Source organism: Cumulibacter soli (assembly GCF_004382795.1).
Lineage (GTDB): Bacteria > Actinomycetota > Actinomycetes > Mycobacteriales > Antricoccaceae > Cumulibacter > Cumulibacter soli.
In genome coordinates, this window is sequence record NZ_SMSG01000001.1 from 477,225 (window position 1) to 495,523 (window position 18,299).

An 18,299-nucleotide genomic window follows, 5' to 3' on the forward strand; every position below is an offset into this window, starting at 1 on the left:
CCCGCGATAGCATCGAGCGACCGATAACAACCACTCAGGAGCCGCTATGCAGCGCAACCTCTACGACCAGGAGCACGAGGACTTTCGGCAGATCGTCCGTCCTTTCATCGAAAAGGAGATCGTGCCCAACTTCGACGCATGGCTTGAGGACAAGCGCCTGCCGAAGGAACTCTTCGTCAAGATGGCAGGCATCGGCATCCTCGGATTGAACGTGCCCGAGGAGTACGGCGGCGCGGGTGAGACCGGATTCCGGTACAGCCAGGTGCTCACCGAGGAGACCTTCCGCGCGAACGTGCACCTCGGCGGGCTTCGAGTACACATGGATGTCTGCCTGCCCTACATCCTCGCCTACGCCAACGAGGAACAGCGCAAGCGCTGGCTCCCCCGCATCGTCGAAGGCAAAGCGATGCTCGCGATCGCGATGACCGAGCCCGGAACTGGTTCCGACCTCGCCGGAATCAAGACCTCCGCCAAGTTGGACGGCGATCACTACGTGCTCAACGGGGCGAAGACGTTCATCACCGGCGGCGCGAACGCTGACCTCGTCATCGTCGTCGCACGCACCTCCACCGACCCGGACAATCGCCGTAAGGGTCTGACCCTCTTGGTCGTCGAAGACGGCATGCCCGGGTTCGAAAAGGGGCGGATGCTCAACAAGATGGGCCTGCCCGTGCAGGACACGGTCGAGCTGTCGTTCACCGACGTGCACGTGCCGGTCGACAACCTCCTCGGCGAACAGGACGAAGCGTTCGGCTACCTCGGCAACAACCTTCCGATGGAGCGGCTCTCGATCGCCTCCGGTGCGCTGTCGGCGTGCCAGGCCGCCTTGCGCGAGACGATCAACTACGTCAAAGAACGTCAGGTCTTCGGGCAGCCGCTGTCGAACTTCCAGAACACCAAGTTCGAACTCGGCGCCATCGCCGCCAAGATCGAGGCCGCCGAAGCAATGGTCGATCGCGGCGTACTGCTCATTGAGAAGGACGAACTCAGCGCTGTCGACGCGGCCAAGTGCAAGCTGTTCTGTACTGAATTGCAGGGCGAAGTCGTCGACCGTTGCCTGCAACTGTTCGGCGGATTCGGCTACATGATGGAGTACCCCATCGCGCGGCTGTACACCGACGCGCGTGTCTCCCGGATCTACGGTGGAACGTCCGAGATCCAGAAGTCGATCATCGCCAAGTCCCTCGGCGTCTGATCGCGTCGGCGCCGCATCTGCCTCATTTCTAGACGAGGCAGATGCGGCGCCTTCGCGTGACCTTGACTCGGGTTTACCGGGCTACCGCTTGCGGCGGCCGGTGCCGAACAGGTTTCGCGCGATTGAGGAGGCCGCGGTACGCATGAATTGCTTGACCGCCGAGTTGCCGAGGACTTCCTCGACCAGGCTCTTCTCCTTCTTCGGCTTCGCCTTCGCTGCGGCTTTCGGCTGCGCCTTCTGCTTCGGGGCCGTATCGCCGTCGCGCGGGACGTCTTCACCGGCACCCTGGGTCTTCTTGGCCAGCCGTTCGTACGCCGAATCGCGGTCTACCGCCTCGCCGTACTTCGCCATCTGCGCCGAACCAGCGACCGCTTGCGCGAACTGCTCGGGGGCGGCCGGCTGCATCGCAGATCGCGGGGCGGGTAGCCGGGTCCAGGCCACCGGCGTCGGTGCGCCTTTCTCGCTCATCACCGTCACGATCGCTTCGCCGGTGCCGAGTTGCGTCAGTGCCTGCTCGAGGTCGTACGCCGGCGTCTTCGGGTAAGTCTTCACCGTCTTCGACAGCGCAGTCGCGTCGTCGGGGGTGAACGCGCGCAGCGCATGCTGCACCCGGTTACCGAGTTGGGCGAGAACCTCGGCGGGTACGTCGGTCGGTCGCTGGGTCACGAAGAACACGCCGACACCCTTCGAGCGGACCAGCCGTACGGTCTGCGTTACCGCATCCAGGAACGCCTTTGAGGCATCGTTGAACAACAGATGCGCCTCGTCGAAGAAGAACACCAGTTTGGGCTTGTCAGCGTCACCGACCTCAGGCAGATCGGCGTACAAGTCGGCCAGCAGCCACATCAGGAAGGTCGAGAACAACTGCGGACGGTCTTGCACCTTCGCCAGTTCGATCAGGCTGATGACACCCTGCTCGCCGCGGGCGCTCAGCAGGTCCATCGTGTCGAACTCGGGCTCGCCGAAGAACTCGTCGCCGCCGGAGTTCTGCAGCCCGCTCACCTCGCGCAGGATGACTCCGGCGGTCTGCTTGGAAACGCCTCCGATCTCCGCAAGCTCGGACTTGCCTTCGTCGGACGTCAAGTACGTGATCACCGAGCGGAGATCCTTCAGGTCCAGCAGCGGTAGGCCCTGCTGGTCGGCCCAGTGAAACATCAATTGCAAGGACGATTCCTGGGTGTTGTTCAGCCCGAGGACCTTCGACAGCAGGATCGGCCCGAAGGCTGTGACGGTCGCCCGTAGCGGCGTTCCCTGGCCCTTGTCACCGCCAAGCGAGTAGAACTCCACCGGGTACGCCGTCGGCGTCCAGTCGTCCCCGACCTGCTGGCTGCGCTCGGTGATCTTGTCATTCGCGGCGCCCGCCTGCATCAGCCCCGACAGGTCGGACTTCACGTCTGCGGCGAACACCGGCACGCCGGCGTCGGAAAGTTGTTCAGCGATCAGTTGGAGCGTCTTCGTCTTACCGGTGCCGGTGGCCCCTGCGATGAGACCGTGGCGGTTCATCATCGATAGCGGGATCTGCACCTTCGCGTCGGTATGCACCTCGTCCTCGTGCAGGACGGCGCCAAGGCGCAGCGCGGGCCCATCAAAGGTGTATCCGGCGGCAATCTCGGCCGCGACCTCGGACTTCGCCCCCGAAGGGGCCGCCTCGGACTTTTCCGCGGGCTCAGACGTTTCCGCGGCGGGCGTGGGCTTCTCGGGTCCGGAATTGGTGGTTTCCTGCGCGTCCGACATGCGGTGTCCTCCTGAGCAACCGACCGTGTTCCAACCTGATCACCCTAACGATTACAACTGCCATATCACGACGAATGCCGAAAATCTGCCCGTCCGGATGTGGTTCATGTGCGAAAACTAGCGGCGAGCGGCGCGGCGTTTATCGATGCGGCGTCGCATCAACCACAACCAACCGTGTTTGAGATACCACCGCCGCCGATCAGCCGCCGAGAAAACCGGAAGGCCTTCGGGCGCCTCGATCCGCGGGGTGGCGATACCCCACCTGGCTGCCAGCCGGGTCGCGTATTCACGAGCGTAGAAATAGTGGCCGGCCTGCGACAGGTGCGTGCCATCCGGTCCGGCGATGCTCGGCCCCGGCCAGTCGATGTGGATTCCGTTCAGACGCCCCGAACCCGCACGCACCATTTCGTTGACCAACGCACCTTGCGCGTCCCACGATCGCATCGCCCACCGTGGACCTGGGAGCGCGCTGGAGATCCGCGGCAACTCCATCGTGAGCGGCACTGCCCCGGCCTCGCCGATCACCCCCAACACCTCGCCCAGCGCGAGGTGGGTGTCCTCGATCGTGTACTTCGAGCGCAACGTGTCATTCCCGCCAACCCACAGGCACACCACGTCTCCGGACCCGATCTCGGCAGGCTGGATCTGCTCGCTGAGTACCTCTCGTGAGGACGCGCCAACGCGCGCTAGATCCGAGGTCAACACGACGTCCGCGCCAGTCGACCGCAGTGCGTCGAAGAGGATCCGAGGCCACGGCGTCAGCTTGCTGTTCGTCCATACGTCGGCGATACCCGCCGTGAGCGAGTCGCCGAACGCGTGTATCGCGGTCGGTCGCACCATCAGTCGCGCCGTACGTGTACGCATCCGCACGGCAGCGGAGTGTTTGCCGGACACCTGCTCATCGTCTTGCCAGCGCGGAGCCGCCCGCAGCCGCCCACCGCAACGCAGAAGTATCGACGCTACATCTCATACACATCAAGCATCTCGCGCGCCGCTCTCTCCCAGGTGTACGCCGATACGGCGCCCGCGATCTCGGCAGGAGTCGGCCGAGACCTGCTGAGTTTCAGCACTGCTTCGGCGAATCCGGCCGCCGTACCAGGCGCCGCCACCGTTCCGGGGATTTCTTTGATCGATCCGGACGCCCGACACACCACCGGGGTTCCGCAGGCCATAGCTTCCAGCGCGCTGACCCCAAACGTCTCAAACGGACCCGGCGCGAGAAACACGTCGGCGGCGCGCAGTGACTGCGCCATCCGGTGCGGACCGTCGAGGTAACCCACGAGGTGTGCGTGCCGGAAATCTGTGAACCGCTTCTCTTCCGGACCCGACCCGATCACCGCTACTTCGACGTCGATTCCCCGTTGTGCAAGAAGTTCAGCGGTCCGAGCGCTCAGTAGCGGATCCTTTTCGGCGGACAATCGTCCTGCATGCACCAGCCGCAACCGGCCCGAATCACGCTGCGGACCCGGGGTGAACACCGCATGGTCGACACCCCAATGCACTACAGTCACGTCGATCCCGGCGTCGCGGAACGGTACGGCGGCGAACTCGCTCGGTGCCACCACTCGATCGACCGACTGACCCACCCGAGCAATCCACCGCTTGGTTGGCGCAGACAAGGCGTCTCGGCCGCTCCAGAAACGCGCCAGCAGGTCCAATCGTTCATGCGCGATCAGGATCGTCCGAATGCCCCGCTCACGGCATTCCCGCCCGAGCCAGGCCAGCGAAATCTGGTCGTGGATCTCCACGACGTCAGGCCTGAGCTCATCCAACAACTGCCTCACCGCACTGCGGTTGAGCACCATCCGATACGGCTGGCCGGGCGCGAACGAGACACCGCGGAGCGTCCCGACCGCGAGCACGCCAGGCACGGTAGCGATTCCGGCGTCCGGGCCCGGTACGACAATCGCGCTGCGCACCCCGTCAGCTGCCTGTGCATGCGCCAACCGCCGCATGACCGTCCGGATCCCGCCGCTGGTAGGCGAGACGAAATTGGCCATCCGAAGCACTCTGAGGTGGCGCGTCGCGTCTGCTCGAGCGCCGTCGGTATGCCCGGCGCGGACGCGCTCCTCAACGTGCACGAAGTGCCTCGTCGTACGACGCGAGCAACGATCGCATGCTCGAATCCCAGGTCCGATACGACACCGTACATGCGATGTCGGCGGGCGCTGTGTCGTTACATAACTGGCTTTGTACCGCGTCCCGCAACGACACCGGATCCCCTCCGACGAAATGGGCACCGCTCAGACCCGGACGCACCAACTCGCTGCTGCCTGACCCCTTGTCGGGTACGACGGTCGGCACGCCACTGGACAACGCCTCCAGCACGACCTGCGACAACGTTTCACCACGCCCCGGATGCACGAACACGTCGAGCGAGGACACCGCGCTCGGGTACGCCGCGCCTGTGAGCTTTCCGGTGAACTCCGCCTCGGGCAATAACCGTTCCAGCCGTTCGCGCACCGGACCATCGCCGATGATCTTCATGCGCGTATCGGGAATGCCGCGCAGGGATGCGAGCAGCTCCAGTTCCTTCTCCCCGGCAAGCCGGCCGGCGTAGCCGATCGTGCGGATCCCGTCGTCCGCCCCTGAGACCCGTTGTTGTCGTTGTTGCGGGGTGAACCGCGTCGTGTCGATTGCGCGCACCCACTCACGCGGCACCGGAGCACCCCAGGAGCGCAGTTTTCCCAGCGCGTACTGCGAGCACGCGACGTTCACGGTCGCCATCGCATGCAGACCCTGTTGCACCCGATTCGCGAGCCGGGACGTCAGAGCGCGCCCAGGGCGGCGCTGCATGACTTGCGACGAGAACGCCGCAAAGTCGGTCATGTACGCCGCGACCGTGGGTACGCCTTGCATCCGAGCCGCACGCAGAGCGCTGTATCCGACCGATAATGGCGAAGCAACATGCACGATGTCCGGGCGCCACTGACGCACCATATCTATGCAGCGCGAGCCGAGGCGTCCGATGGTGTACTCCGCAGTCGGACCGATTCGCATCGCCCTCGCGGCATGGACGCCGTCTTTGCCGACGTACGAAGGTAATGGGGCCACGACTCGGGTATCGTGGCCACGCTCGCGCAATTCCTGCACAATGCGGACGCTCGAGGTCGAAACTCCATTCAACGCGGGCGGCCAGGATTCGGTAACGAGCAGGACCTTCATTGAAAACCCCCTCCGCGCCACGCTGACAGGCGCTCCCGATTGCATTGCACCGGCCACATGCGGCGCTTAGGCAAACAAGACGTAATCCGCGGTAAACACTCCCGGGAACTTCGGCTAGCCGGCTACGTGGGAACGGCACCGGTGTCGCGGTGCGTCTGCGGTATATCGCGGGGTTCGATGTGTGCTCGCGAAACCGATGTGGAGACGGCCCGATGCGGAGAATACAACTAGTTATCGCCCTGCTGGCAGGGTTAACGATCGCGGGCTGTGACTCCGTCGTACCCGGATCGCCCACTGGGTCACAGCCATCGACCTCCGCGCCGTACCACGACCTGGCGGTGGGTGAACTCGTGCAGACCTGGACTCAATTCGACGATGACCTGAACACCGCTGTGCTCGACTACACGTCGGAACACGCACCCAGAATCTTGTTGCGCGATCAGGACGAGTACGACGCGTGGGCCGACGACATTCCCGACGAGATGGCGGTGGCCGCTGAAGACATCACGCTCGCCGATCAGGTTGCGATCGTCGGCTACTACACGAAATGCATGGAACAGAGCGCGGTGTTTCACCTCGGCGGCGGCGAACTGCGCTACGACGTCTGGACCGCGCCCGAGGACGAAGGAACCCTCTGTGACGCTTCACCACTGCACGTCGAACTGTGGGTGATCGACCTCGAGGACCTCGACGTGGACGCCGCCGACGTGGAACTAATCACCTAACGCGAGGTATGCGATACGCCCTCACCCATGCGACGTGGGCAGTACCTACCGCCGTACGCAAACCCAGCAAGACCGCCGCCTCACCCGAAGCCAGCCGCGCGTCGTCACCTAATGCGACGGCGGCACGCACCACCGTGTCGCCGACTTGGACGGTGCGCACCGCCGCATGACGCGACGCCACCGCAGCCGTCACCTCACTCGGACGCTACGCACCACCGCTTTACACGACGTGGGCGATGCACACCATCGCTAAACGCGACGTGGGCGGTGCGCACTGTCGCGCACCGCCCACCTCATCATTGCGGCGTCTAGGAATTGAAGTTCCCGTAGCGTTCGCCGTCGTCCTTACGCCCGGCGTTCGCATAGATCGCGTCACGCACGTACTGCGCTAGGCCGTCGCGCATGTCGTTATAGGTCTTCGCGAATCGCTCGTCCTGGACGAACATGTCTGCCAGGCAGCGCTGCATTCCGTAGTCGCAGTCGTAGAACCGCTGCACGCTGGCGCGGTGCATCTCGGCCGCCGCCATCGCTTGTTCGGACGTGGCAGGCAGACCCGAGTCCCACGCGTCGATGAACGCCTTGTTCAACGCATCGTTCTCCGCCTTGACTGCCTCCCAGTCGGCACGGGTGTAGTTCGCCGTACGCCGCTGGGACTGTGCCCAAGCTTCGCTGTCGCCCCAACGCTCCTCTGCCTCAGTCTGATAGGACTCCTCGAATCCGTCGCCGAACAACTCCTTCAGGTCGCTCGGACTGAGCTTCTCGTCGCTCATTTCCTTCTCCAATGCTCGATCAATAGCCTGCACGAGGTCGTTCAACTCGCCCAGGCGGGACATGACCGTTGCGCGCTGACGACGCAGGTGCTCAGCCGGATCGCTGTCACCGTCCAGCAGTTCCGTGATCTCTTCGAGCGGCATTTCCAGCCGCCGATAGACCACGATCTGCTGTAGCCGCTGCAGATCGGCATCGGTGTAGATCCGGTAGCCGGCCGATGTCCGCTCGCTGGGCCGTAACAAGCCGATGTCGTCGTAATGGTGCAGCGTTCGCACCGTTACGCCGAACGTCTCGGCCACCTTGCCTACGGTCCAGGCGGTCATCACCTGCGTCCTCTCGGTCATGGATCAACCATCGGCCCTCACGTCACGGGAGGGTCAACACCTTTTGCTCCACCGTGCCACGCGCCACACCTATCCGCATTCGTTATTCGCGCATTACAACGCGCGTTTATACCCCGACTACGGGGCGCAAGTGCGCGCGTTAATGGGCTATTTAGCCAAACAACCTTGACCAGGGGACTCATGGGCACCGGCGGCAACGCCGCAATCGGTCGTACCCAATCACCGCCGCGACCATGCGAGCGACAGCACAGGGGTCGCTGTCGACCCGACCCCAACTGAGGCGTGTTGTGTTGAATCCGTGGGTTGCGTGTAGGACGTCCAGAGCCTCGTCAGCCGCCCTATCGTGATAACGGACCCCGTCCAACTCGATGAGCAGGCCGTACCGCTCGTAGGCGCCGTCGGCGTCGTGCTGGCTCGCCGGAACTGTGTATTGCCGTTGCATCGGAGGCAGTCCGTGAGCGCGCTCAACCGTGGCGAGGTAGAGGTGTTCGAAAGCGCTGTGCGCCCCGGCAGCGCTGTCCCCGATCGCTGACAACAACAACGCACGATGACGCACACGAGCCCGGCGATGCAGCGCATCGTACAACCGTTGCGGGGTCGTACGCCGTTCCTGTAGTGCCAGCGAGACCAGCGCCAACGCATCGGATCGACTGCCGTCGGCCGCGGCATCCACCACGGCGTCCTCCAAGCAAACCCGGGCAGGCTCTAACGAGACCACCCGCCTTAGGTCGAGATCGTCGCGGCGCCAACGTAACCATGGCGCGGACGCGGGTCGCCGCTTCGAACTGAGGACCTCGATGACCGACGGCCGCTCACCCAGGCCCCACAGCGCCACGGCCGTACGGCCGGAGACGGCGGCGCCCGCGCCACCCAGCGCGATGCCGGCGAACACGCGCTGCAGCCATCGATCGTGATCGCCTGGCACCACGTAGACCCCGCGGGCAAGCACCTGCCAGTCACGGACCATTCGCGCGATAACGTTCGACCCAAGCCCGGCGCCAATGAGTTCAGCTCGAGTCAGTACACCTTGTCGATGCTCGGCTAGCCGAACGAGGTTTGCCGGCAGTGTCGTCCTCGCATGCATGCGCACATCGTCCTCGCGTTCGCCAGGACATAACACTCGATGCTGCGCGTTGGGGAACACGCCGACACCTGTGCACGACTCGGGCCGCTATTCGCCGATCGTTACGCGCGGTTTTACCTCGACTACGAGGTAGAACCGCGCTAATTAGGGCGCGAATAACTTTACGACGTGGCTAGGGCGAGTTTTTCACCCCGACTACGGTTCAACATCTCCCGCCAGGATCGTTACGTCGAGGCTGGGGCGAGCTTCGCACCAGGGCTGGGCGCCGACGCGCTAGGGGTGTTCGGGCTTCACGAAGGGGAACAGGATCGTTTCGCGGATCCCGCGGCCGGTGAACACCTGGAGCATCCGGTCGATCCCGAGCCCCACACCACCGGTCGGCGGCATGCCGTATTCGAGCGCGCGTAGGAAGTCCTCGTCGACCTGCATGGCCTCGACGTCCCCGCCGGCCCGCTGCGCCGCCTGCTCGACGAACCGTTCACGCTGAATCACTGGATCGACCAGCTCGGAGTACCCCGTACCGCACTCCATCCCGTCGATGTAGAGGTCCCACTTCTCCACTACACCCTCGATCGAGCGGTGCGCGCGCACCAGCGGCGAAGTGTCAACCGGGAAATCGCATACGAACACCGGCCCGGCGAGTAACTCCTGACTCGTCGCTTCGAAAATCTCCTCGAGCACCTTGCCCGCCACCCACGCCGGGTTGACTTTCACCCCGACCTTCTCGGCGACCTGACGCAACTCGTCCAACGACGTCGCCGGCGTCAGCGGCACCCCGGAGCCCTCCGAAGCCAACTCGTACAGCGAGCGCTTCGGCCATTCCCCTGACAGGTCCCGCACCGAGCCATCCCATCGCTCGATCTGTAGCGAGCCGACCGCATCAAGCGCGGCCTGCTGGTAGATCTCCCGGGACAGGTCAGCGACGTCGTTGTAGTCGGCGTATGCCTGGTAGTACTCCAGCATCACGAATTCGGGCGAATGGGTCGAGTCCGCGCCCTCATTGCGGAAGTTTCGGTTGATCTCGAAGACCCTGTCGATTCCACCCACAACACAACGCTTCAGGTAGAGCTCGGGCGCGATGCGCAGGAACACGTTTTCGTCGTACGCGTTGTAGTACGTCGTGAACGGGCGAGCAGTCGCCCCGCCCTGCACTGCCTGCAGCATCGGCGTCTCGACTTCGATGAAGTCGCGCTGAGAAAGCGTACGGCGGATCGACGCGATCGCAGCGCCGCGAGTCTCGACCATCTTGCGGGCCTCGGGACGCACGATGAGGTCGGCGTACCGCTGGCGGATCCGCGTCTCCTCATTCATCGCCTTGTGCGCGACCGGCAGCGGTCGGATCGCCTTAGCGGTGATCGCCCAGTCATCGGCCATCACCGACAGTTCTCCGCGGCGACTCGTGATGACCTCACCTGTCACGAAGATGTGATCGCCCAGATCGACGTCGGCCTTCCAGCGCGCCAGCGACTCCTCACCGACACTCGCCAGCGACAGCATCGCCTGGAGTTCGACGCCGCCCTCACGCAACGTCGCGAAGCACAACTTGCCGGTGTTGCGCATGAAGATCAGGCGTCCGGTGACGCCAACCTTCTGGCCGGTCTGAGTATCGACGGGCAAATCCGGGTACTTCTCGCGTACGGCGGCCAGCGACGTGGTGCGATCGACGCCGACGACGTACGGCTCGATGCCGTCGTTCAGCAAGCGGTCGCGCTTTTCGCGGCGAATCCGCAGCTGCTCTGGGAGGTCGTCGTCGGTCACGGGTACGTCGTTAGGGTTCTGCGCCACGGCAAGCACCTTACTCGGCGCTATGAAAGCCGGGGAATCGTAGCGGCGATGCTTGGAACCATCGCACCTCTGGCGGCATCCTGGTATCGAGAACACAGGACGACGAAGGAGTCGATATGCGGATGGCACTGATGGTGATCGGCTGGGTTGTATTCGTGGCGGGCGCGGGAATGCTCATCCTGCTCATCGCCGACGGCACCGGCAAAACAGACAGTCAGGTGTTGGCAAACCCGTCCGCGGGCATCATGGTCGCCGGAGCCATCCTCGTGCTGGCCGGTGTCCTCAGCGGCCGAGCGTCGACACCCACGACGCTCGGCATGAGCCAGCCGTACGCCCCACCCGCGCCGCCGCAGCCGACGTCGGCCCCGATCGCCGGAGCACCGTCCCCAGCTCTGGGACAGCAGCCCGGCGCAGCAATCAGCGGGATGCAGCCTGGCACTGGGGCTCAGCCGGTTAGCGGAGTTCAGCCCACCAGCGGCCCGAGCACAGGCCAGCAACCCACCAGCGGTCAGCAGTTCGGGCAATCCGGCGGATTCGGCAACTAGCGCGCCGAGTCAACGACGCGGCATCAACGACGCTGGATCAACGACAAGGGCCTGGAACCAACTGGTTCCAGGCCCCGCGTCGTCTCAGATTCCTTTGGAAAGTTTGACGACCTCTTCGCCGTACCCAATCGCTGCGTAGAAATCGCGCGCCGTCTGGTTCTTCGCGGGCGTCTCGATGTGCAGCCAGCGGTGTCCGCGGCCAGCTGCCCACTCTTCACAGGCTGTCATCAACGCGGTACCAACACCTTGCCGCGAGACGCGCTCCTGCACCGCGAGGCCGTCGACGTACGCCTCTTTCTGCCCGACCAACTGGCCCTTGATGAACACTTTCACCATGCCGGCGACGCCCTGCTCATCCTCGGCTACGAACACTGCCTGCGGGGTCTGCTGAACCTGCTGGGCCTCGAGCATCCACTCGACGGTGTCGATGGGGCCAGTGCCGTCGTCGTGAAACGGGTTCACGTTCTCCATCAGGCGCGGCGCCAGCTGTAGGCACGCTTCACGATCGCGCTCTTCGAACGGGCGGATATTCATGGGTCCTCCACTCATCGAGGTTGTGCTGCCGAGATCGTAGTTGGCATCTCGACGATCACCACGACACAGCCTGGGTGATGCCGCGCCGCACATTGTTGTGTAGCGATCAACCTACGACAGACACCGCCCGCGGCGCCCGCCCACCCTGGACCGGCGCGGATTCGAATCGGATTCGGTTTACGGGTAATCTGCCGTGCAAGCGCTCACCAACACTGGAGGTCCGCATGGGCGAGAAGCTCAACCGTTTCACTGGAAAGTCCGCGATCATCACCGGCGGTAGCCGCGGGATCGGATTGGGCATCGCCCAGGCGATCATCAACGAGGGCGGCGAAGTCATCATCACCGGCCGCAAACCTGAGCAGTTGGAGGAGGCGGCCAAGGAGCTCAACGCGCCTGATCGCGTGCTCACCCTGGCCGGGAACGCCTCGCACGACGACCACCGGCAGGAACTGGTCGACCTCGCGATGAGCAAGTTCGGCAAGATCGATCACGTCGTCGGCAACGTCGGCATCAACCCGTTCTACGGGTCGACGCTCGACCTCCCGCTGGACACCGCGCGCAAGGTGCTCGACACCAATATCGTCTCGACCCTCGGCCTGATCCAGCTCGCCTGGCACGCGAGCATGAAGGAGAACGGCGGCTCGATCGTGATCGTCGCTTCGGTCGCCGGCCTACGCTCGGCCGGCCCGATCGGCATCTACGGCACGTCCAAGGCGGGCCTGATCCAGCTCACCCAGCAACTGTCGACGGATATGGCTCCCAAGGTCCGCGTGAATGCGATCTCCCCAGCAGTCGTCAAGACGCGCTTTGCCGAGGCGCTGTACATCGACAAGGAAGACGAGGTGCGCGCTCGCTACCCACTGAACCGCCTCGGCACCCCGGAGGACACCGGCGCGACCGCCGCCTTCCTACTCTCGGACGACGCGGGCTGGATCACCGGCCAGAACATCGTGCTGGACGGCGGTTCGTTGCACCAGTCCGCCACCTGATCACCCCAGTTACGCATCGACCCGATTACGTGTCGACCCAACTGGAGCCGGTCTCATCAATGAGGCCGGCTCCTTTTGTCAACGAGGCCAGCACGCCGTTCGCCTCCCCGAGCAGGTCCGGAGCGAGAGCGCCACGGATGATCGCGTCGGCCGCGTAATCAGCGCCCGCGACGTCGAGGCCAATGCTGCGCATCGCGTTCTCGACCCGGCCAACGTCGGCGATCGGAACAGTCACCTCAACACGTACCGCCCGTCGGCGGCGCCGTACGCCCGCTGTATCCAAGCCCGCGAGGGTCGCGTCGGTGTACGCGCGAACAAGACCGCCCGCGCCAAGCAGGGTGCCGCCGAAGTACCGCGTGACGACGACGACCACATCGCTGAGCTCACGCCCGGTGACCGCACCCAGGATCGGCGCACCGGCGGTACCGGACGGCTCACCATCATCGTTCGAGCGGGAAATCTCGCCGGCCGGGCCGAGCACGAAGGCACTGCAGTGGTGCCGCGCATCCCAGTACTGCTTACGGCACCCTTCGATCACCGCGCGCGCCGCGCCCTCATCGCCCACCCTGCGGATCCGGGCGAGGAAGCGCGAGCGTTTCACCTCGATCTCGGCATCAGCGTCCTTCGCGACGGTTCGATACTCCTCGACCATCCCGCCACTCTAGGCGGACGCTCGACGCTGCGGGACAAGCCGACGCGCGCGGGCGTGGAGCATTGGTCGGATGTGTCGGCACCTGCGCATTCCGGATACGGTTCAGGGATGAGGGAGATCAAGGTTCTGGCGTTCGACACCTTCGGCACAGTCGTCGACTGGCACGGCAGCATCGTTGCCGAAATGGCGCGGATCGCTCCGCACGTCGACGCCGATAAATTCGTCCGGGCGTGGCGCGCCGGTTACTTCCGCACCACCGCCGAGTGCGTTGCGAACGGTCAATGGCGGGTCGTGGATGACCTGCATCGCGAGATTCTCGGCGAAATCGCACCATCGTTTCAGCTCGACCTCGATGAGGCGGCCATGGATGATCTGAACCTGGTGTGGCACCGGTTGGACCCGTGGCCCGACTCGATCCCAGGGCTGGTTCGCCTGCGCGAGAAGTTCACTGTTACGCCACTGTCCAACGGTGGCATCGCGTTGTTGACGAACATGGCCAAGCGCGCCGGGATCCCGTGGGACCTCATTCTGTCCGCGGAGGTCTTTCACGCCTATAAGCCCGATCCACGCGCCTACTTGGGCGCAGCTGAGGTCATGCGGGTCCGCCCCGATCAGGTGATGATGGTGGCCGCGCACCACCGCGACCTGGACGCCGCGAAGGCGGCCGGCCTCCACACCGCCTACATCGAACGACCGCTGGAAAATGGCCTCGCGCACCCTAAGGACGTCTCGGCGTCACCTGAACATCCATTGCATTTCACCGATATAGAGTCGTTAGCCGACCATCTCGGATGTTAAAGATGGCCTAATTGTTCGATTCATATCGATATAATTAGACACGTCTCGCCCTCCCCCTCGCGATGAGCCGACGCGCCATAATGAAGTTCCCGTAACTCAACCTTGGAGCCCGGCCCGTCAATGTCTAGCCTCCTGCGCGGCCATCTTCGACCCGACGAACGCACCCTGGTCGACGTCCTTTACGCCACCGCACAGGCCCATCCCGGCAAGCCCGCGCTCGACGACGGTGACACCGTCCTGTCCTATAGCGAATTGATCTCGCAGGCCGAGCGGATCGCTGCCGGATTACATGCTCGCGGCGTACGCCGAGGCTCGCGCGTGGGTGTACGCATCACCTCCGGTACTCGCGAGCTCTACCTCGCGATCGTCGGCATCCTGATCGCCGGCGCCGCATACGTTCCCATTGACGCCGACGATCCGGACGAGCGCGCCGAACTGGTCTTCGGGCAGGCCGAGGTGGACGCCGTACTCGATTCGATCGAGGGTGTCCACGAACTACTGCACAGCGCAGGGCCCGCTCCCGAACGACCGGGGCTGGACGACGACTGCTGGATCATCTTTACCTCCGGCTCCACCGGCATGCCCAAAGGTGTCGCCGTCCAGCACCGCTCTGGCGCGGCGTTTGTGGACGCCGAAGCCCAGATGTTCCTGCAGAGCGAGCCCATCGGTCCGCACGATCGGGTACTCGCCGGTTTGTCCGTGGCCTTCGATGCCTCGTGCGAGGAGATGTGGCTGGCGTGGCGGTACGGCGCTGCGCTTGTGCCCGCTCCGCGAGCGCTGGTCCGCACCGGCGCGGACCTCGGCCCGTGGTTGACCAATCGCGACATCACGATCGTGTCGACCGTCCCCACTCTGGCGGCACTGTGGCCGGCCGAAACTCTCGAGGACATCCGGCTGCTGATCTTCGGCGGCGAAGCCTGCCCGCCCGAACTCGCCGCGCGCCTGGTCACCGAGGGCCGCGAGGTCTGGAACACCTACGGACCGACCGAAGCGACCGTCGTGGCCTGCGGCGCACAGTTGACTGGCGAACCACCGATCCGAATCGGCCTCCCGCTGGACGGCTGGGACCTCGAGGTCGTCGGCCCCGACGACCAGCCCGTCGCCGAAGGCGAGACCGGAGAACTCATCATCGGCGGCGTCGGCCTCGCGCGCTATCTCGATCCCGTCAAAGACGCAGAGAAGTACATTGCGATGCCGACCCTGGGATGGGATCGCGCCTACCGCTCGGGCGATCTCGTCGTCCGCGACGAAGAAGGCCTGTTGTTCGTCGGTCGCGCCGACGAACAGATCAAACTCGGCGGCCGCCGCATCGAATTGGGCGAGGTCGATTCGGCACTGCAGGCGCTCGACGGTGTGCAAGGTGCCGCGGCTGCCGTCAAACAAACACCCACCGGCAACCAGCTCCTCGTGGGGTACGTTGTACCGCACGAGGGCTTCGACCCCGCGGTGGCGCGCGAACGCCTTCAGCAAGAACTCCCGTCCGCCTTGGTGCCGCTGATTGCCGTGGTCGAGGACTTACCGACGCGTACGTCCGGCAAGGTCGACCGCAACGCGCTGCCCTGGCCGCTACCGGACATGGGTGCTGACGACGAGGTCGAACAACTCGACCGCACCGCGGGGTGGGTCGCTGAAATGTTCGGCAAGGTGCTGGGCGTGACGCCGTCCGGCCGCGGGTTCGATTTCTTCGCGCACGGCGGTGGCAGCCTCACCGCCGCCCAGTTGATCAGCCAATTGCGCTCGCGATTCCCCGAGGTCACCGTGGCCGATCTATATGGCCAACCGAGCGTCGGCGCGATGGCTGACTTCCTGGACTCGCGTACGCGCGCGCTACAACCCAGTAGCCGCCGCGAGCACGTCGAGCCGACCAGGCTGCGCACTCAACTGCTGCAGGTTGGCCTCAGCATCGCGATCAACACCGTCGCCGGCCTCCGCTGGGTGGTAGTCCTGCTGTTGCTGACGAACATCGCCGGCGGGCTGGGCGGGCTCGACCTGCCACATGTCTCCTGGTGGTTCGTCGGTTCGGCCGCCGTTGTGCTGCTTACCCCGTTCGGACGGATGCTGTTGGCAGCCGGCGGCATCCGGCTGCTGCTGCGCAATGCGCACCCCGGCGTGTATCCGCGCGGCGGGCGGATACACATCAAACTGTGGGCAGCCGAACGGCTCGCCGATGCAGTCGGGGCGATCAACCTCGCGGGCGCACCGTGGATCGCGTACTACGCACGTGCGCTGGGCTGCACGATCGGTAAGAATGTCGATCTGCACTCGCTACCGCCGGTTACCGGCCTGCTCACGCTCGGCAAGCAGTGTTCGATCGAACCCGAGGTCGATCTATCCGGCTATTGGATCGATGGCGATACGTTGCACATCGGGGAGATCATTGTCGGCGCCCGCGCCAGCGTCGGATCCCGTTCGCATCTGGCCGGCGGCGCGGCCATCGGCAAGGACTCCGATATCGCGCCCGGTTCGGCCGTATTCGGCGACGTTCCACCCGGGGAGTACTGGAGCGGCTCCCCCGCGAAACGCAAATCCCGCGTGCGCCATCCGTGGCCCGAAGAACGACCGTCGTCGAACAAGTTTTGGCTCGGCGTGTACGCCGTGTCCTCGGTCGCGTTGTCGCTAATCCCGGTGATCAGCGCGGCGCTCGCGCTGCTGATCGTGCACGCGATCATCGGTGACGCATCGACGTGGGGCGCGATCATCGACCGCACGCTGCTAGCGGTCCCGGCCGCGGCTGCGGCCGGGTTCGTGCTGCTGGCCGCCCTGACGCTGATCACGGTGCGGACGCTGGGCTGGCTAATTTCCGAGGGCACCTACCCGGTACGGAGCCGGGTCGGCTGGGCCGCCTGGGCGACCGAGCGGACCTTGGACGCCGCCCGCACCTACCTGTTCCCGATCTACGCCAGCCTATTTACGCCTGGTTGGCTGCGGCTCCTCGGCGCGAAGGTGGGTAAGAACGTCGAGGCGTCGACCGTGCTGTTGATTCCGAAGTTGGCACAGGTCCGCGACGGCGCTTTCCTCGCCGACGACACGATGATCGCCTCGTACGAACTCGGCGGCGGATGGATGCGGCTGAACAAGGTGAAGATCGGCAAGCGCGCCTTCATCGGAAACTCCGGTATGGCCGGCGGCGGGCACAACGTATCGAAAAACAGCCTGGTGGCGGTGCTCTCGGTCGCGCCGACGAAGTCCAAAGCAGGTACGTCGTGGCTGGGCAGCCCGCCGGTGAAGCTTCCCCGTAACGCCCAAGATGTCGACAAGACGCTGACTCATAAGCCATCCAAGCAGCTCAAGATCAAGCGCGGCCTGGTCGAACTGTGTCGCGCGATCCCGGTGATGGTCACCGTAGCGATCGCGTTCGGTGTCCTGCTCGCATTGGCGTGGCTCTGGGCGACGTTCGCGCTATGGGTCGCCTTCCTACTATCCGGTGCCGTCCTGGCGGTCGCGGGAGCAGCCGCCGCCGCAATCACCACCCTGGCGAAGTGGCTTGTCGTGGGTCGGATCGGACAGATCGAGCGACCGCTGTGGTCGTCCTTCGTGTGGCGTAACGAGGTGGTCGATGCATTCGTCGAGCTCGTCGCCGCACCCTGGTTCGCGATGCCGGCGACTGGTACACCGCTGCTGAATATCTGGCTGCGTTCGATCGGCGCAAAGATTGGCCGCGGTGTGTGGTGTGAGTCGTACTGGTTGCCCGAAGCCGACCTGGTCACCCTGGACGCCGGCTCCACAGTCAACCGCGGCTGCGTGGTGCAGACCCACCTGTTTCACGATCGCGTGATGTCCATGGACACGGTGCACCTCGCGCCTGGCGCCACCCTCGGCCCGAACAGCGTTATCCTGCCCGCAGCCGCCATCGACGAAGCCGCGACCGTCGGTCCCGCGTCACTGGTGATGCGGGGCGAAAGCGTTCCGGCCGGGTCACTGTGGCAAGGTAACCCGATCGGCCCTTGGTCGAAAAACATCCCCGCACTGAAGGACTGA

15 protein-coding genes are annotated in these 18,299 nt (G+C 64.8%); 6 read left to right on the plus strand and 9 right to left on the minus strand.

Annotated elements, in window-relative coordinates:
* Positions 1-46: 46 nt before the first annotated feature.
* Positions 47-1,195 carry an acyl-CoA dehydrogenase family protein gene (locus E1H16_RS02350; protein WP_134322065.1) on the plus strand — a complete coding sequence of 383 codons (1,149 nt, stop codon included), beginning with the start codon at positions 47-49 and terminating at the stop codon, positions 1,193-1,195.
* Between the two features lie 81 nt (positions 1,196-1,276).
* Here E1H16_RS02350 and E1H16_RS02355 read toward each other — a convergent pair whose 3' ends face one another.
* From E1H16_RS02355 to E1H16_RS02370, 4 genes are all read right to left on the minus strand, one after another.
* Positions 1,277-2,929: a helicase HerA-like domain-containing protein gene (locus E1H16_RS02355; RefSeq protein ID WP_134322066.1), complete on the minus strand. Its 1,653-nt coding sequence runs from the start codon at positions 2,927-2,929 to the stop codon at positions 1,277-1,279.
* 117 nt (positions 2,930-3,046) lie between these two features.
* Positions 3,047-3,823 carry a GDSL-type esterase/lipase family protein gene (locus E1H16_RS02360; protein ID WP_134322067.1) on the minus strand — a complete coding sequence of 259 codons (777 nt, stop codon included), beginning with the start codon at positions 3,821-3,823 and terminating at the stop codon, positions 3,047-3,049.
* A 65-nt stretch (positions 3,824-3,888) separates the two neighbouring features.
* On the minus strand, positions 3,889-4,929 hold the full coding sequence (locus E1H16_RS02365) for a glycosyltransferase (RefSeq protein ID WP_134322068.1): 1,041 nt from the start codon (positions 4,927-4,929) through the stop codon (positions 3,889-3,891).
* A gap of 70 nt (positions 4,930-4,999) precedes the next feature.
* On the minus strand, positions 5,000-6,094 hold the full coding sequence (locus tag E1H16_RS02370) for a glycosyltransferase (protein ID WP_166741586.1): 1,095 nt from the start codon (positions 6,092-6,094) through the stop codon (positions 5,000-5,002).
* 212 nt (positions 6,095-6,306) lie between these two features.
* Here E1H16_RS02370 and E1H16_RS02375 point away from each other — a divergent pair, with 212 nt between their 5' ends.
* Entirely contained in the window at positions 6,307-6,819 is a 513-nt protein-coding gene (locus tag E1H16_RS02375; RefSeq protein ID WP_134322070.1) for a hypothetical protein, read from the plus strand.
* A 308-nt stretch (positions 6,820-7,127) separates the two neighbouring features.
* On the opposite strand, the gene E1H16_RS02380 is transcribed toward E1H16_RS02375, so the two are convergent.
* The 3 genes from E1H16_RS02380 to lysS form a co-directional block, all read right to left on the minus strand.
* Positions 7,128-7,934 (minus strand): MerR family transcriptional regulator, encoded by an 807-nt coding sequence (locus E1H16_RS02380; protein WP_243837574.1) that lies wholly within the window; start codon positions 7,932-7,934, stop codon positions 7,128-7,130.
* Positions 7,935-8,112: 178 nt separating this feature from the next.
* Entirely contained in the window at positions 8,113-9,018 is a 906-nt protein-coding gene (locus E1H16_RS02385; protein ID WP_134322071.1) for a type IV toxin-antitoxin system AbiEi family antitoxin domain-containing protein, read from the minus strand.
* A gap of 273 nt (positions 9,019-9,291) precedes the next feature.
* On the minus strand, positions 9,292-10,803 hold the full coding sequence (lysS, locus tag E1H16_RS02390; RefSeq protein WP_134322072.1) for a lysine--tRNA ligase: 1,512 nt from the start codon (positions 10,801-10,803) through the stop codon (positions 9,292-9,294).
* Positions 10,804-10,919: 116 nt separating this feature from the next.
* Here lysS and E1H16_RS02395 point away from each other — a divergent pair, with 116 nt between their 5' ends.
* The gene (locus tag E1H16_RS02395) at positions 10,920-11,348 is read left to right on the plus strand and encodes a hypothetical protein (protein ID WP_134322073.1); all 429 of its coding nucleotides are present in this window, start codon (positions 10,920-10,922) and stop codon (positions 11,346-11,348) included.
* 84 nt (positions 11,349-11,432) lie between these two features.
* Here the strand turns inward: E1H16_RS02395 and E1H16_RS02400 are convergent, their stop codons facing one another.
* Positions 11,433-11,882, minus strand: a complete 450-nt coding sequence (locus tag E1H16_RS02400) for a GNAT family N-acetyltransferase (protein WP_166741587.1) — start codon at positions 11,880-11,882, stop codon at positions 11,433-11,435.
* Positions 11,883-12,106: 224 nt separating this feature from the next.
* Here E1H16_RS02400 and E1H16_RS02405 point away from each other — a divergent pair, with 224 nt between their 5' ends.
* Positions 12,107-12,871 carry an SDR family oxidoreductase gene (locus E1H16_RS02405; protein WP_134322075.1) on the plus strand — a complete coding sequence of 255 codons (765 nt, stop codon included), beginning with the start codon at positions 12,107-12,109 and terminating at the stop codon, positions 12,869-12,871.
* Between the two features lie 25 nt (positions 12,872-12,896).
* Here E1H16_RS02405 and E1H16_RS02410 read toward each other — a convergent pair whose 3' ends face one another.
* The gene (locus E1H16_RS02410; protein WP_134322076.1) at positions 12,897-13,523 is read right to left on the minus strand and encodes an IMPACT family protein; all 627 of its coding nucleotides are present in this window, start codon (positions 13,521-13,523) and stop codon (positions 12,897-12,899) included.
* A gap of 108 nt (positions 13,524-13,631) precedes the next feature.
* On the opposite strand from E1H16_RS02410, the gene E1H16_RS02415 reads away from it, so the two are divergent.
* Together E1H16_RS02415 and E1H16_RS02420 are read left to right on the plus strand one after the other, a co-directional pair.
* Positions 13,632-14,321 (plus strand): haloacid dehalogenase type II, encoded by a 690-nt coding sequence (locus E1H16_RS02415; protein WP_134322077.1) that lies wholly within the window; start codon positions 13,632-13,634, stop codon positions 14,319-14,321.
* Positions 14,322-14,441: 120 nt separating this feature from the next.
* Positions 14,442-18,299, plus strand: coding sequence for a Pls/PosA family non-ribosomal peptide synthetase (locus E1H16_RS02420; protein WP_134322078.1), 3,858 nt, complete (start codon positions 14,442-14,444; stop codon positions 18,297-18,299).

Coding starts and splice junctions, on each gene's coding strand:
- E1H16_RS02350 (WP_134322065.1), top strand. CDS start 47: ATGCAGCGCAACCTCTACGACCAGGAGCACGAGGACTTTCGGCAGATC.
- E1H16_RS02355 (WP_134322066.1), bottom strand. CDS start 2,929: ATGTCGGACGCGCAGGAAACCACCAATTCCGGACCCGAGAAGCCCACG.
- E1H16_RS02365 (WP_134322068.1), bottom strand. CDS start 4,929: ATGGCCAATTTCGTCTCGCCTACCAGCGGCGGGATCCGGACGGTCATG.
- E1H16_RS02370 (WP_166741586.1), bottom strand. CDS start 6,094: ATGAAGGTCCTGCTCGTTACCGAATCCTGGCCGCCCGCGTTGAATGGA.
- E1H16_RS02375 (WP_134322070.1), top strand. CDS start 6,307: ATGCGGAGAATACAACTAGTTATCGCCCTGCTGGCAGGGTTAACGATC.
- E1H16_RS02380 (WP_243837574.1), bottom strand. CDS start 7,934: ATGACCGAGAGGACGCAGGTGATGACCGCCTGGACCGTAGGCAAGGTG.
- E1H16_RS02385 (WP_134322071.1), bottom strand. CDS start 9,018: ATGCATGCGAGGACGACACTGCCGGCAAACCTCGTTCGGCTAGCCGAG.
- E1H16_RS02395 (WP_134322073.1), top strand. CDS start 10,920: ATGCGGATGGCACTGATGGTGATCGGCTGGGTTGTATTCGTGGCGGGC.
- E1H16_RS02400 (WP_166741587.1), bottom strand. CDS start 11,882: ATGAATATCCGCCCGTTCGAAGAGCGCGATCGTGAAGCGTGCCTACAG.
- E1H16_RS02405 (WP_134322075.1), top strand. CDS start 12,107: ATGGGCGAGAAGCTCAACCGTTTCACTGGAAAGTCCGCGATCATCACC.
- E1H16_RS02410 (WP_134322076.1), bottom strand. CDS start 13,523: ATGGTCGAGGAGTATCGAACCGTCGCGAAGGACGCTGATGCCGAGATC.
- E1H16_RS02415 (WP_134322077.1), top strand. CDS start 13,632: ATGAGGGAGATCAAGGTTCTGGCGTTCGACACCTTCGGCACAGTCGTC.
- E1H16_RS02420 (WP_134322078.1), top strand. CDS start 14,442: ATGTCTAGCCTCCTGCGCGGCCATCTTCGACCCGACGAACGCACCCTG.